At 65.6% G+C, this 15,189-nt stretch carries 10 protein-coding genes; 4 read left to right on the top strand and 6 right to left on the bottom strand.

The window, feature by feature from the left end:
- Positions 1-2,739, bottom strand: coding sequence for a TonB-dependent receptor (locus ASC93_RS04735; RefSeq protein WP_056438083.1), 2,739 nt, complete (start codon positions 2,737-2,739; stop codon positions 1-3).
- A 35-nt stretch (positions 2,740-2,774) separates the two neighbouring features.
- On the bottom strand, positions 2,775-3,743 hold the full coding sequence (locus ASC93_RS04730) for a MurR/RpiR family transcriptional regulator (protein ID WP_056437865.1): 969 nt from the start codon (positions 3,741-3,743) through the stop codon (positions 2,775-2,777).
- A 153-nt stretch (positions 3,744-3,896) separates the two neighbouring features.
- Here ASC93_RS04730 and ASC93_RS04725 point away from each other — a divergent pair, with 153 nt between their 5' ends.
- Together ASC93_RS04725 and ASC93_RS04720 are read left to right on the top strand one after the other, a co-directional pair.
- Complete coding sequence (locus ASC93_RS04725; protein ID WP_056437862.1) at positions 3,897-5,015, top strand: succinylglutamate desuccinylase/aspartoacylase family protein; 1,119 nt, start codon at positions 3,897-3,899, stop codon at positions 5,013-5,015.
- Positions 5,016-5,038: 23 nt separating this feature from the next.
- Positions 5,039-6,421: a YfcC family protein gene (locus ASC93_RS04720; protein WP_229412596.1), complete on the top strand. Its 1,383-nt coding sequence runs from the start codon at positions 5,039-5,041 to the stop codon at positions 6,419-6,421.
- A 107-nt stretch (positions 6,422-6,528) separates the two neighbouring features.
- On the opposite strand, the gene ASC93_RS04715 is transcribed toward ASC93_RS04720, so the two are convergent.
- From ASC93_RS04715 to ASC93_RS04705, 3 genes are all read right to left on the bottom strand, one after another.
- Positions 6,529-8,103 carry a beta-xylosidase gene (locus tag ASC93_RS04715; protein WP_056437855.1) on the bottom strand — a complete coding sequence of 525 codons (1,575 nt, stop codon included), beginning with the start codon at positions 8,101-8,103 and terminating at the stop codon, positions 6,529-6,531.
- Between the two features lie 157 nt (positions 8,104-8,260).
- Entirely contained in the window at positions 8,261-10,144 is a 1,884-nt protein-coding gene (locus tag ASC93_RS04710) for a phosphatase PAP2 family protein (protein WP_229412595.1), read from the bottom strand.
- Between the two features lie 237 nt (positions 10,145-10,381).
- Positions 10,382-12,247: a phosphoenolpyruvate carboxykinase (GTP) gene (locus tag ASC93_RS04705; RefSeq protein ID WP_056437848.1), complete on the bottom strand. Its 1,866-nt coding sequence runs from the start codon at positions 12,245-12,247 to the stop codon at positions 10,382-10,384.
- A 443-nt stretch (positions 12,248-12,690) separates the two neighbouring features.
- Here ASC93_RS04705 and ASC93_RS04700 point away from each other — a divergent pair, with 443 nt between their 5' ends.
- Positions 12,691-13,677: a D-2-hydroxyacid dehydrogenase family protein gene (locus ASC93_RS04700; RefSeq protein WP_056437846.1), complete on the top strand. Its 987-nt coding sequence runs from the start codon at positions 12,691-12,693 to the stop codon at positions 13,675-13,677.
- 62 nt (positions 13,678-13,739) lie between these two features.
- On the opposite strand, the gene ASC93_RS04695 is transcribed toward ASC93_RS04700, so the two are convergent.
- Complete coding sequence (locus ASC93_RS04695) at positions 13,740-14,504, bottom strand: hypothetical protein (RefSeq protein ID WP_056437840.1); 765 nt, start codon at positions 14,502-14,504, stop codon at positions 13,740-13,742.
- A gap of 135 nt (positions 14,505-14,639) precedes the next feature.
- Here ASC93_RS04695 and ASC93_RS04690 point away from each other — a divergent pair, with 135 nt between their 5' ends.
- A complete protein-coding gene (locus ASC93_RS04690) occupies positions 14,640-15,125 on the top strand; it encodes an asparaginase domain-containing protein (RefSeq protein WP_056437836.1) in 486 nt (161 codons plus the stop codon).
- The last annotated feature ends 64 nt before the right edge of the window (positions 15,126-15,189 follow it).

The raw sequence follows: 15,189 nt of genomic DNA, 5'->3' as shown, positions 1-15,189 counted from the left end.
TCAGCGGAACGAGTAGTTCGCGCTCACGAACGCGCTGCGGCCGCGCGGGTCCGTGTAGCTCGGGTCATACCCGGCCAGGAAGAACCAGGCCTGGTTCGAGAACGGCGGGTCCGCGTTGAACAGGTTCAGCACACCTGCGCGCACCTTCAACTGCTTGTTGACCGTCCAGCTGCCGGTCAGGTCCCACAGCGAATAGTATTTCACGTGATTGGGTGCGAGGAGCTTGTCCGTGTACGGGTCGTAGGTCGTGTTCTGATCCGTGTACCCGGTCGAGTACTGGTTCGCCAGGGTCAGCGCGAGCGGACCGTTGTCCCATTCGAAGTTCACGCGGTGGCGCCACTTCTGGATCACCTGGTCGTTCAGGAACACGCCCAGGTTGCTGCGGTACGGCTCGTCCGGACCGAACTGGCGGTCGTAGTGCAGGATCAGCGTGCCGGACAGGTTGATGCCGAAGCGGCCCCACGGCCCGCGCTCGGTGCGCCAGTCGCCGCCGATATCGAAGCCCGACGTCTTCAGCTTGCCCTGGTTTTCCTTCATGAGGAGGATGTTGGAGATGAAGCCGTCCTCGTCGCGCTGGATGTACTTGCCGTTGTAGGCCGCCGGGTTTTCGATGATGACCTGCTCGCCCAGCGTGCTGATGACGTCCTTCTTCTCGATGTTCCAGTAATCGATCGAGAGGCTCGTGCGCTTGACCGGCTCGAACACGACGCCGAGCGTGAACTGGCGCGATTTCTCGGGCTTGAGGTTCGGGTTCGAGCGGCGTTCGACGTTCCACTGGTCGGTACACGTATCGATGCTGCCTTCCTGCTTGACGCACTGCGGGTCGGTGAGGATGCCGGCCGTCGTGCCGAAGATCGTCGGGCGCTTCAGGTCCGACAGCGACGGCGCGCGGAAGCCCGTGCCGGCCGACGCGCGCAGCAGCAGCGATTGCATCGGCTGCCAGCGCAGGCCGATCTTCGGATTGGTCGTGTTGCCCACTTCGCTGTAATGGTCCCAGCGCAGCGCGAACTGCATCTCCAGCTCTTTGGTGAACGGCGCGACCACCTCGGTGAACACGGACGCCACCTTTCTCGTATTGTCCGCCGTCTCGACGTCGGCCAGTTCGCCGGCCGGGATCGTGCTGTCGCGGTCACCGGCGATGTTGTTCGACTTGAGCAGTTCCGACGGCGTGAACGTCTGGTGCTCGTGCCGCAATTCGCCGCCGACGGCGAGCGCGAGATCGCCGCCCGCCAGCGCCGTCAACGAGCGCGACATCTTGCCGTCGAGCGAAGTGGACACGCCCTTGGCCTTTCTCGCCTCGTCGTTGATCTTGATGCTGTTGATCAGGTCCAGTCCCGCCTGCGAGGACGGGGCGAACGGGTTGATCGTCCCCGCGCGCACGCCGGCCTCGAACTTGTCGTACAGGACGTAGCCGTTCACGTACTTGTCGACGGCCTTGTTTTCGGCGCGGCCCAGCGCGACGTCGTAGTCCCAGCCCGCGAGCGTGCCGGTGGCGCCCAGCAGCAGGCGCTGTCCGGTGCTCGTCACCTCGTTGCTGCGGTTGCCCGCTTCCGCCATGCGGTAGCGGATGCCGCTGAAGGTGTCGGGCAGGCCCGGTGCCGACAACGCCGTCCGATAGGCGTCCGGCAGGATGCTCACCGGCAGATTGCGGATGCGGACGGGGTTCGGCGACAGCACGTATTTCGACGTCGCCTCCGTCTGCACGAGTTCCGCGAACAGCTGGTTGTCCGCATCGAGCTGGAACGTCGCGCGGCCGATGAAGCCGATCTTGCGCGAATCGGGATAGATCTCCGTGTCTTCCATGTAGTCGTAGCTGCAGCCGGCCGCGCCGCCCGGTCCCTTTTCGGCGTAGACGGTGGCGGGCGGATTGCACTTCGGCGAGCTCGGATTGACGCGGCTGGACTTGCTGCCGGCCGGCAGCAGGCCCGCGGCGATCAGGGCGGCGCGCTGCGCGCCCGAGATGTCGACGTTGGCGGGGAAGGTGTTGCTGGACATCTGCGCCGGCAGGGTCGTCGCGAGCGGGCGCTCCGCGATGAAGCGGCGCTGGCCCGAGCGCAGGCGGTCGAGCTGCTGCACGTCGAGCACGCCGAACACGTTGAAGCGGTCGGTGGACAAATCGCCCGTGCCGCCGCTGAGACTCAGGGTGCGCTTGCCGGCGCCGCCCTGCTGGGTGCCGGCGGCCGACGCGGCCAGGTCGATGCCCGTGTAATCCTTGCGGGTGATGAAGTTGATCACGCCGCCGATGGCATCCGTGCCGTAGATCGCCGACGCGCCGTCCTTGAGCACCTCGACGCGCTGGATCGCGCCGGCCGGGATGTTGTTCAAGTCGACGCCCGAGTTGTCGCCCGGGGACGCGAAGTTGGCGAGGCGCCGGCCGTTCAGCAGGATCAGCGTGGACGAGACGCCCAGGCCGCGCAGGTTGGCGCCATTCATGCCGCGCTGGCCGGAGGTGCCGTCCGAGATGCTGGGACCGTCCGTCAGCGGCGCCGTGTTCGCACTGATGTTCTTCACCAGTTCGGCGGCGGTCGTCGCGCCCATCTTCTCGATGTCCTCGCGCGAGATCAGTTGCACCGGCAGCGCGGTCTCGGTGTCGATGCGCTTGATCGACGAACCGGTGATTTCCACGCGGTGCATTTTCGGTTCGTCCGCCTGCGCCTGCGCGTATGCCTGTTGCGCCATCAGGCCCACGGCCGCCGCGAGGACGGTCGGTTGCAAGGCTCTCGTAATGTGCTTGGTCATGCGGTGCATCCTCTCTCGGTGTCTTGGGTGGTGACTCAGGACTTCTTGACGGCGGGACGCTTGCGCACGCCCTCTTTTTTCTGCGTGCCGCCGGTACGGATCTGGTGCTCGCCGTGGAGGTAGGCGGCGATCGCCTCGGTGTGGCGGGCCGCCTTGGCGACGTTGGCCTTGTTGGACGTCATCAGCGCCACGGCCAGCGCTTCGATGACGGCCAGCGCGGCGCTGGAACTGCTGGGCAGCACGGGATGCGCGCTGTGCGCATACAGCACGTGGTGTCCCAGCTCGGCGAGCGGCGACGCGGGCGAGTCCGTGATGGAGACGATGGTCGCGCCGGCGGCGCGCGCGAACCGGGTCAGCGACGCGGCGTCCAGCGTGTAGCGCGGCAGCGAAATCACGACCAGCACGTCACGGCCGGTGACGGTGGCGAGATGGCTGGCCGCCACCTCCGTGCCGCCGCTCGCGGCCACTTCCACCACGTGACGGCAGAAAGGCTGCAGGTGCATCGCGAGCGCGCCCGCGAGGAACGACGACAGCCCGAACCCCAGCACGTACACGGTGCGCGCCTTCGTGAGCACCGTGCCGACGCGGTCGATCTCGCTGCCGGCCAGGCCGCGCCGGGTCGCCGTCAGCGCGGCCTCCGCATAGCCCAGGCTTTCCAGCGCGGGCGACACCTTCGCGGCGCGGCGCGCGATCGTGCTGCGCAGCTTTTCGACCGGCTGCAGTACGGACTGCAGCGTCTCCGCCACCGCGCCGCGCATCGCCGCGTAATTTTTAAAACCGAGATCGCGCGCGAACCGGCTGATGGTCGCCGTCGACACATCGCACGCGTCGGCAAGTTCCTCGATGCCGAGCGCCGTCACGCGCACCTGGTTGCGCAGCACGTAGTCCGCGATCGCGCGGTTCGACGCCGATCCCCCGGCCAGCACGCGCAACAGCGACTGGCCGAGCGAAGACTCGGCGAAACCGATGTCGGGCGAAGCGCTGCGCGGGGCGGGAGGAGCCATCGTAACCGGATGTCAATGAGTTAATGTTTTTAAATGTAAAACAGGTGCCTCGAAAAGTTCAACAAGATTTTGAAAATCGGCTTTCATCGATTTACGTTGTGTAAAAATTCATACATAATCGGCCGCAGCAGCAGCCGCCAGGAGATCTTGCGCATGCATACGAAGACACACCCGATCGCCACCGAGCCTGGCCTCGCCACCTGTCAGCTGACCTCCTGCCACTACGGCAGCGCGGGCAGCGGCAAGAAGGTTTATATCCAGGCGTCGCTGCATGCGGACGAAGTCCCCGCGATGCTGGTCGCGCATTATTTGCGGCGCGAACTGGAAAGGCTCGATCTTGAAGGCCGCATCCGCGGCGAAGTGATCCTCGTGCCGGCCGCGAATCCCATCGGGCTGTCGCAGGTCGTGCACGGCACGCCGCTCGGGCGTTTCGACCTTGCCTCCGGCGTGAATTTCAACCGCGCCTTCCGCCACGTCGCCGGCGAACTCAAAACGACGCTGGCCGGCAGGCTCGGGCCCGACGCGGCCGCCAACGTCGCCGCGATCCGCGCGCAAGCGCGCGCCGCCGTCGATCGCTGGGAGCCGCTGGATGCGACCCAGGTCTTGAAGAAAACGCTGCTGGCGCTGGCGATCGACGCCGACATCGTGCTCGATCTGCACTGCGACAACGAAGCCCTGCTGCACGTGTACACCGGTCCCGCGCTGGCGGACCGCGTAAAACCGCTGGCGGCGCTGCTCGGCGCGCGCGCGTACCTGCTGTCCGCCGGGTCGGGCGGCGAGCCGTTCGACGAAGCGTGCGGCCGGTTGTGGTGGGAGCTCGCCGCGCACTTCGGACCGGCGATCCCGATCCCGCCGGCCTGCGCCGCCGTCACGGTCGAACTGCGCGGCGAGATGGACGTGCGCTACGATTACGCCGAACAGGATGCGCAGGCGCTGCTGCAATGGCTGGCACGCGAGGGCATCGTCGACATCCCGCCGGCCGCGCTGCCCGCGCCGCTGTGCGAACCGTCTCCGCTCGAAGCCGTCGAGCCGCTGCACGCGCCGCAGTCGGGCGTGCTCGTCTTCCTGAAAGCGCTGGGCGACGAGGTCAAGGCCGGGGACGCCGTCGCCGACATCGTCAACCCCGTGACCGGCGCGACGGCCACCGTGCGTGCGAGCCGCGACGGGCTGCTGTTCGCCAGCACCGCGCATCGCCACCTGCTGCGGGGCATGCACGTCTGTAAGATCGCGGGCACGACGCCCTTCCGTTCCGGTTCCCTGCTGAGTCAATGAGGCCAATGCGTATGCGCCTGCGAATGCCCAATACCTTCGTGCTGCTGTTCGCGATTCTCTCCCTGATCGCGCTGGCGACGTGGCTCGTCCCCGGCGGGAAGTACGAGACCCATCTCGTGAACGGCAAGCAGCTCGTCGACCCGGCCTCGTTCCACTACGTCGCGAACGCGCCGCAGGGCATCGTCGCGCTGATGAAGGCGCCCATCAAGGGTTTCGTCGAGGCGGCGCAGATCATCGGCTTCGTGCTGGTCGTCGGCGGCGCGTTCGCCGTCGTGCAGCGGACCGACGCGATCGACACCGGCATCCGCTCGATCGCCCGCATGCACGAGCACTCGGCGCTCGTGCGCGCCGCGCTGATTCCGGTCTTCGTCACGCTGTTCTCGCTCGGCGGCGCCACGTTCGGCATGAACGAGGAGGCGATTCCGTTCGTCCTGATCTTCGTGCCGCTGGCGCTGGCGCTCGGCTACGACACCATCGTCGGCGTGTCGATTCCCTTCCTCGGTTCGCAGGCCGGTTTCGGCGCGGCCTTCCTCAATCCGTTCAACGTCGGCATCGCGCAAGGCATCGCGGGCGTGCCCGTGTTTTCCGGGATCGGGTATCGTTTGGTCGTGTGGGTGGCGGCGACGTCCGTCACGATCGTCTTCCTGATGTGGTACGCGGCCCGCGTCAAGCAGAACCCCATGCTCAGCCCGACCTATGTGCTGGACCAGGCGCGGCGCCTGGAACATCCGGCGGCCGCGCCGTCCGGGCAAACGGGCGACCGCATGATGGGACGGCACAAGGCGGTGCTGGCGATCTTCGCGCTGGCGCTGGGTTCGATGGTGATCGGGGTCGTGAAATTCGGCTGGTACATCGACGAGATCGCGGCGCTGTTCTTATCCATGGCGATCGTCGTGGGCATCGTCGGCCGCCTCGGGCCCGACAACTGGGTGGCGGCATTCATGCAGGGGGCAAAAGACCTGGCACCGACGGCGCTCGTGATCGCGGTCGCGCGCGGCACGATGATCCTCGCGCGCGACGCCCACATCATCGACACGATGCTGCACGGGCTGATGCCGCTCGTGCAGTCGAGCCACCCCGTGTTCGCGGCACAGAAGATGTACCTGATCCAGTCGGTGATCAACTTCTTCATCCACTCGGGCACGGGCCAGGCCGCGCTGACGATGCCGATCATGGCGCCGCTCGCGGACCTGGTGGGCGTCACGCGCCAGACCGCGATCCTCGCGTTTCAGCTGGGTGAGCTGTCGACGCCGATGATCCCGACGTCCGGCATCACGGTCGGCGTGCTCGCGCTCGCGCGCGTGCCCTGGATCACGTGGGCCAGGTGGATGATCCCGCTGCAGCTGATCTACCTCGTGCTGGCCCTCGCCCTGCTGGTGCCGCCGTGTCTCATGCAGTGGAGCTGAGACCTGGAACCTGTCCCGGCAGGGCGGGCTTCCGCCCACCGGACGCTCGCGTCTCGGTAACGCATGGTGGGCACGGGGTGCCCACCCTACTGAAATAGGCGCTTAGATCATTTCGCGATCTTCACCAGCACGACGTCGTTGACGCGCATCGGCACCTGCACGCTGGCCGTGCCGTTCGCCGCGACCGTGACCTTGCGCGTCTCCGGCTTGTCCACGGTCTGCGCCTGCAGCTTGGCGACCTGCTCGCCCGTCAGCGTCTTCGGCTTGCCCATCTCGATGTAGGCCGTGTGCGCATCGTTGGCCTTGAAGCCCGTCCGATAAACCTGCATCGTGTACGTGCCCGGCTTCATGCCCTTCAGCGCGAGTTTCAAAGGCGTGCCGGCGTGCGTCGGCTGGACCACGCCGAAGAACGGACGGTTGCTCTTGTTGCCCATGTCCGGCGTCTGGAAGTCCCACGCAAGCACCTGCACGCCGTTCGCGTCCTTCGTCACCCAGCTTTGCTTGTCGGTGGTCTGCACCTGCTGGTCGCCCAGCTCATGCATGTACTTGTACGCGAACCAGGCCGGCTTGCGGATGCCCTGCGGGTTCATCAGGCCGAAACCGCCTTCGAACGGCGCGGTCGGCGGGCCCGGTTCCTCGAACAGGTCCGTGTAGGTCCAGTAGCTCATGCCCTGCGCGATGCCCTCGGTCGCCTTCAGCTTGCTGAGGATGTAGGCGGCGCTCATGTACGAATCGTGCACGAGGTCGCGCGGCGAGTAGCTGGTGCTCCATTCCGTGAAGTACAAGGGCAGCTTGGGCAGGTAGGATGCTTCGATTTCCTTCCGCACCTTGCGCACGTCGCCGACGATGCCGTCTGGCGATGGGGACAGCTTGTTGTCGCCCTTGCCCTCTTCGTCCAGGAAGCCGCCGTTCACGCCGTACGTGTGCGTCGTGATGAAGTCGACGGCCGCGCCGCTCTGCTTCGTGTGCGCGAGGAATTCCGGCACCCAGGCCGCGCCCGCCGTCGACGGACCGCCCACGCGCAAAGCCGGGTCGATCGCCTTGAGTGTCTTCGACGTCAGGTCGAACAGGTCGAAATAGGCCTTCTGGTCGGCCTTTTCCCAGAAGCCGTCCAGGTTCGGCTCGTTCCACACTTCGAAGAACCAGGTGCGCACTTCGTCCTTGCCGTAGCGCTGCTGCACGTGGCGCACGAAGGCGTCGACGAGGCCCGCCCACTGGTCCGGTTTCGGATGCGACGTGTTGCCCTTCCAGTAGAAAATCGTCTGGTCCGACGTCTTCATCGCGTCCGGCGTGAAGCCCAGCTCGACGAACGGCTTGATGCCCATGCCCAGCAGCTTGTCGTACAGGTAGTCGAGCTTGGTCCAGTCGTACACCGGCTTGCCGTCGACAACTTTATAAGTGCCCAGCACGTCGTGGAAGATGGCGTGGAAGCGGATGTAGCGGAAGCCCAGTTCATCCTTCGCAATCTTGAGCTGGGCCAGGCTGTCGTCGCGGATCAGCGTGCCCGGATAGTCGGAGCCCACCGACAGGTCGGCGAAGTGATCGCGGGCGACGGTCGGCGCCTTGGCGTCGATGACGATCTGGCGCCCGGCGTCCGCCGCCAGGGCAGTCGCGGGCAGTGCGAATGGAGTGGTAAAAGCCAGCGCCAGAGCGGCGCGCAGCACGGTGCGGCGGTGTCTCATGCTTATTGTCCTTATAACGTCGGAGCTCGCTTTTAGAGGAAATGTTTGCGCTAACAGTGCGAGTTGACGACAGGATAGTAGATTACCGCCGTTTAGTAAAATCAAAAAACTAAATGACTTCCCGCGGCACGATGCGGGAAGCCGTGGTCCTGCGTTCTCAGCCGTCGATCCGCACGGACACGCCCGTGTTGCTGTAGATGACGGTCGACTTGTAGCCGTCCGCGACGACGTTCGTGAACACGCCCTTGCGGCTGGCGGCCGACAGCACTGGATACGTGGTGCCGGCGGACGGCCTGAAGCCGCCGGCGAATGTCACGTGCAGGGTGCCGCCGACGATCGTCGCCGTGCCCCGCACCGCCACCGTGCCCGCCTGATTGGCGCCGAGGGAAATGTCGAGCGTACCCTTGTCCAGCTGCGCATAGTTGCCGCCGATGGCGAGCTGGCCCGGCGCCGCGCTCGCGAGCGTGCCCGCGCCGCCAACATACACGTCGCCCGTGCCGAGCGCACCGTTCGCATCCGCTTCCAGCGTGCCGCCGGCGATCTCGGTGCCGCCCGTCCAGCTGTTCTTGCCATACAGCGCCAGCCGGCCCGTGCCTTTCAGGGTCAGCTTGCCGCTGCCGGAAATGTCGTTGCGCCAGGCGTCCATCGCCCAGAAGCCGCCGCGCGACGCATCCATCGTCACGACGACGCTGCCGGTGAACACGCCGTAGCCGTCTGCCGCGGCGAACAGGTTCAGGCGGCCCCAGCCTTCGGCGTCGTCCAGCAGCGGATAGCCCGACGGCAGCGCCGTGCTGCGCAGCACGGCCCGGCGCTGCATCGCATCGAGGTAGGGCAGGCGCGTCTCGAGGATGGCTTCCGCGCCCTTGGGCACGACGGCCGGCACATTCGTCGCCTTGATGGGCGTGAAGCCGAACGTCAGGCGGCGCAGATAATTCGCCTTGTTCGTGTCGTGGTCGGCGAAGCGGTCCGTCGCGGTCGTGCCGCCGTGCGCGTAGGCATACAAGGTGTCGGCAGTCGTGCCCGTCTGCGCCTGCAGCCAGGCGTGGGCGTCGGCATAGGCCTTCTGCTTCAGGGTCGCGTTGGCGGCGGCGTTGATATTGCCCGTGAAGATGGCATGCGCCAGCATGCGGCCGCCCATCACGTCCAGCGGCGAATGCATGCCGGCCAGGATGCGGTTCTCGCCCAGTTCCAGGCCGCGCGAGATCATTTCCTGGAAGCGCTCCGGCAGCGCGTACGCCATCGCCAGCGAATTCAGCATCGCGGCATTCGTGTGGCCGCTGGGGAAGCCGCCGTCCGTCGCGGGCGTCGGGCTTTTCGCCGGTTCCAGTGCCGGCACGACCTTGACCGCGCTGGTCCAGCGCCACGGGCGCGGGTATTTGTAGAAGCGCTTGGACGGTTCCGTCGAACCATTGCTGCGCATCGCATTAATGAACGACACGACAGAGCCGAATTCGGCCGTGGTCGCATCGCCGGCGCCGTTGCCGCCGTCGTCATATTTGACCGTCGTGGCGTCGGGCGCGACGGCCGTGATCGTCGTCGTCGCCCTGGTTCCGGCGCGCCAGGCCGCCGTCAGCGGGCCCATGCCGTCGACGATGCTGTAGGCCTGGTTCTGGCGGTCGTCCAGGTAGGCGTTCGTCGCCTGCGCGGCCGTGCGCTGCGTGGTCGCGTCGACGACGTACTGGATGTTCTTGTCGTGCACGGCCTGGTTCAGCACGGTGCCCTGGCCCGGCAGGCCGTTCCACGTGCTGACGTCGACCGTCTGCGTGACGGGTTGCCACAGTTCCAGGAACGGCGCCAGCGCGCGCACGCCGGCATTGACGTCGACCGTCGGCTGGCTCTGTTGGTTAGTTGCGGCATTGTCGACGAAGGCGGCGACGGATGGCGCCGGTACATTCTCGACGAAGCCCGGATCGGCCGGCGCGGCGGGGGCGGTCGAGACTGGTGCGACATCGATATAGTCGCTGCTGCCGCAAGCGGACAACAGTACGAGGACGGCGATGGCGATCGCGTGGCGGGACAGGACGGCGTGGGAACGTGGCATGGTTGCTCCGGAGACAGTGGAGCCGCGCATTATTCCTTTGCAATATGACGAGAACGTGAAGCTCGCATGCGTGCGCCGGCGTCATGAAATAGGCGATGAAACGTCGACCGGTACGGGGTGCGCTTACTGAAATTTCCATGAAAAAAAGGGACAGGCGCACGCCTGTCCCTTCTTCCGTTTTTGCGGCTGCCTCATGGGGCCGCCGTCGTCTCCCCACTGATCTTTCTCCGGCCGGTGTTACTCGGCCAGGCGCTTCTCCAGCTGCTGCTTGGTGGCCACCAGTTCCTGCGGCAGGCGGTAGGCCAGCTTGTCGAACAGCTCGGTGTGCAGTTTGAGTTCTTCGCGCCAGGCATCCTTGTCGATCGACGTGATCCGGTCGAATTGCTCGGTCGTGAAGTCGATGCCGGTCCAGTTCAGGTCGCCATACGTCGGCGTGGTGCCGAACATGTGCTCGACGCCGCCGGCCTGGCCCTGGCTGCGGTCCAGGATCCACTTCAGCACGCGCATATTGTCACCGTAGCCCGGCCACACGAACTTGCCCTGGTCATCGGTGCGGAACCAGTTGACGCAGAAGATCTTCGGCAGCGCTTGCGGGTTCTTGGCGGCCACTTTCTTGCCGAGATCGAGCCAGTGCTGGAAGTAGTCGCTCATGTTGTAGCCGATGAACGGCAGCATGGCGTACGGGTCGCGGCGCACGATGCCCATCTGGCCGGCGGCGGCGGCCGTCGTTTCCGAGCCCATCGTGGCGGCCATGTACACGCCTTCCGTCCAGTTGCGGGCTTCCGTCACGAGCGGCACCGTCGTCGAACGGCGGCCGCCGAAGATGAAGGCCGAGATCGGCACGCCGGTCGGATCGTCCCAGGCCGGGTCGATCACGGGGTTGCGCGTGGCGGCCACGGTGAAGCGCGCGTTCGGGTGCGCGGCCTTGGTGCCGGAGGCCGGCGTCCAGTCGTTGCCCAGCCAGTCGATCAGGTGCGCCGGCGGCTCCTTCGTCATGCCTTCCCACCACACGTCGCCATCATCGGTCAGCGCCACGTTGGTGAAGATGACGTTTTCGCGCAGCGACGCCATGCAGTTCGGATTCGTCTTTTCGTTCGTGCCCGGGGCGACGCCGAAGTAACCCGCTTCCGGGTTGATGGCGTACAGCTTGCCGTCCGCGCCCGGCTTGATCCAGGCGATGTCGTCGCCGATGGTCGTGACCTTCCAGCCCTCGAAGCCGGCGGGCGGGATCAGCATCGCGAAGTTCGTCTTGCCGCAAGCCGACGGGAACGCGGCCGCGACGTATTTCTTGTCGCCCTGCGGCGATTCCACGCCCAGGATCAGCATGTGTTCGGCCAGCCAGCCCGGACCGCCCTGCTGGGCGTCCTGATAGCCCATGTTCGAGGCGATGCGCAGCGCGAAGCATTTCTTGCCGAGCAGCGCGTTGCCGCCGTAGCCGGAGCCGAACGACCAGATCTCGCGCGTTTCCGGGTAGTGCACGATGTACTTGGTCGAGTTGCACGGCCAGCGCACGTCCTGCTGGCCCGCCTGCAGCGGCATGCCGACGGAGTGCACGCACGGCACGATGTCGCCGTCGCTGCCCAGCACGTCATACACGGCCTTGCCCATGCGGGTCATGATGCGCATGTTGACCGCGACATACGGCGAATCCGACAGTTCCACGCCGACATGCGCGATCGGCGAGCCCAGCGGGCCCATCGAGAACGGCACGACATACATCGTGCGGCCGGCCATGCAGCCGTCGAACAGGCCATTCAGGGTCTGGCGCATCTCGTTCGGGTCGACCCAGTTGTTGGTCGGGCCCGCCTGTTCCTTCGTTGCCGCGCAGATGAAGGTGCGGTCTTCCACGCGCGCCACGTCGCTCGGGTCGGAGCACGCCAGATAGGAATTCGGGCGCTTTTCCGGGTTCAGGCGCTTCATCGTGCCGGCCTCGACCATCTGCGCGCACAGGCGGTCATACTCTTCTTCCGAGCCGTCGCACCAGTAGATGGCGTCGGGCTTCGTGAGGGCCGCGATGTCGGCCACCCAATTGATGAGTTTGTTGTGCTTGATGTAAGCTGGGACGTTCAGTGCGGCGACGCCGCCCATCACGGGCTGGTTCATACATACCTCCAATGCCAATTAAGAATTCCTGGCGATTCCGATGCCTTTTCATGCGGCAGAGGCGGCGGCCTGCAATGCGCGCGGTCATCGAAATCCCGTTAATCTTGTCCCGGCAGGATCGTCGTCAAGGATGGCCTCGTGGGCCCGCACCAGGGAATCCGTGCGGTTCACGGCTCGGCGCTACGGCGGTCATGTCGCCAGCCAGGGGACGCGTGTGCGCGGTGCCGCCGGACTGGTTGGAACGTGTGCTACTGGCCTCAAGTAATATCAATCTGACATCATGGGCTCTTATGTCTGGTCGATTCTACACCTGCGCAAACCCGTTTCAAATGCTTCAATAACAAAAATGTAGGAATTTTGGTTGAGTAATGTAGTAGGCTATTTCCTGCCGTTCAAATTCTGTCATTTCATTACTTTCTTGCCGATAACATCTGCCAACACCCATGAAAATTGCGATCCTTGACGATTACCAAGACGCCGTACGCGGCCTCGAATGCTTCCGTTTGTTGGACGGCCACGACGTCAAAGTGTTCAACAGTTCGACCCGCGGCCTGGGCCAGCTGGCGATCCGCCTGGCGCCGTTCGACGCCCTCGTGCTGATCCGCGAACGCACCACGTTTCCGCGCGCGCTGCTGGCCAAGCTGCCGAATCTCAAGCTGCTGTCACAGACGGGCAAGGTCGCCGGCCACATCGACGTGGTGGCCGCGACCGAGCACGGCGTCGCGATCGCAGAGGGCATCGGCTCGCCCGTCGCGCCCGCCGAGCTGGCGTGGGCATTGATCATGGCGGCCAGCCGCAAGATCGTGCCCTACGCCAATAACCTCAAGGACGGGCTGTGGCAGACGGCCTCGATCAATCCCGAGCTCAACGGCCTGGGCCGCGTACTGAAAGGCCGCACGCTGGGCATCTGGGGCTACGGCAAGATCGGGCACCTGATCGCGGGCTATGCGAAGGCGTTCGGCATGCAGGTGATGGTGTGGGGCAGCGAAAAAAGCCGTGCCGCCGCGGCCGCGGACGGTTTGTCGGCCGCGCCGACGCGCGCGGCGTTCTTCGAGCAGGCCGACGTGGTGACGCTGCACCTGCGGTTGAACGATGCGACGCGGGGCATCGTCACGGCCGACGACCTGGGCCGCATGAAGCGCGACGCCTTGTTCGTGAACACGAGCCGGGCGGAACTGGTCGAGGAAGGCGCGCTGGAGGATGCGCTGCGCAAGGGCCGGCCGGGCCAGGCGGCGCTGGACGTGTTCACGAGCGAGCCGCTGGCGGCGGATGCGCCGCTGCTGAAGATTCCGACCGTGCTGGCGACGCCGCACCTGGGCTATGTCGAGCGCGACAGTTATGAGCTGTATTTCCGGGCGGCGTTCGAGAATGTCGTGCAGTTCGCGAACGGAAATCCGACCAATATCCTGAATGCGGACGTGCTTTCGTAGGGTGGGCGGCCATCCGCCCACGCGTTACGCCAACAAACCGCATACGTCACGTGCCCAACGACTCACCCGAGCTCGGGCTCGCCGGTGAAATTGGGCTTACGCATCGGCATCTCGTGCCGGCGCGTCCACAATCCGGCCCATCCGGGCGGCCAATCGATCACGGGCCCGGCGTACGCGGGTAGCCCGGCGCGCACGGGCACGACGGGCACCGGCGGCATCTCGACGAGGCCGCCGTCCGCGTTCTTTTGCATCGGCGCCATGTCGAAGGAATACATGTAGCCTGGCAGCAGCGCGTCGCACACGTTCGCGAACCAGGCCGTGTGGTCGTCGTCGCGCCCGAGCGCGCGCGCGAGGCCTTCGGGGTCGAACATCGCCAGCGCGTGAATGAGCTCGTCCGTGCTGGCGCCGGGCGCGTCGCTCCAGCCCATCACGGGATTGTTGTTGTAGTCGGCACCGGAGCCGTACCAGCCTTCGCGCCAGGGTCGCTGCATCCAGTCGCGCTGGCCCGTGAACAGATGCCAGCGCCAGTGCAGCCCGGATGGTTTCGGCCAGGAATACAAATACAATTTTTCGTAGCCGGCCTTGTGCAGCTCGCGCACCATCGCCATCAGGCGCGCATGCGGCATGCGGTCCGGCGGCGAGCGGCGGAACAGGATCGCTTCGCCGTCGGCGTGCTGCACTTCGTCGGTCGACAGGTTCAGGTCGAGCGTACGCGTTTCGTTGCCGAAGCGTGCGGAAATCCAGCCTGTCAGCAGGTTGACGTGGGTGATGACGCCATAACCGCGATGGCGGTGGAAGATGACGGTTCCGGGTGCGACGGGTTTCATTGGGAAGACGGGCTCGGCCCAAAAAGGAGAAAGGATACTCATCCGATCCGAACGATTCTAGCGCAGACACATACGGATACACTACGGTTTGCGGCTATCATTACCCACCTTTTTTTACCGAGTTTTCAAATCATCATGACTTTGCGGATCATCGCCACCGGCGGCACTTTCGACAAACACTACAACGAACTCAACGGCGTTCTGGGCTTTGCCGAAAGCCACCTGCCGGAGGTCATCGCGCGTTCCCGCATGACCATTCCCGTCGAGCTGCAGGTCGTCTCCCTGCTCGATTCGCTGGACATGCAGGACAGCGACCGCCGGAACGTGCTGGCCGCGTGCCAGGGCGCCAGCGAAAAGCAGATCGTGATCGTGCATGGCACGGATACGATGCGCGAAACGGCCGAGGTGCTGGGCGCGGCCGTGTCGGACAAGACCATCGTCTTCACGGGCGCCATGATCCCGTACGAGATCGCCAACTCGGACGCGCTGTTCAACCTGGGCTTCGCCTGCGCCGCGGCGCAGACGCTGCCGCCGGGCGTCTACGTGGCGATGAACGGCAAAGTGTTCACCTGGGATAACGTCACGAAGAACCGCGCAGCGGGCGTGTTCCAGGCACTGTAACCCACCACCGGGGTCAGAGCCCCGATTTTGGAAATTTCCCAAAATCGGGCTCTGACCCCGGTGT

The organism is Massilia sp. Root335, assembly GCF_001425685.1.
GTDB classification, from domain to species: Bacteria; Pseudomonadota; Gammaproteobacteria; order Burkholderiales; family Burkholderiaceae_D; genus Telluria; species Telluria luteola.
This window is presented reverse-complemented; position numbering and strand designations above follow the sequence as displayed.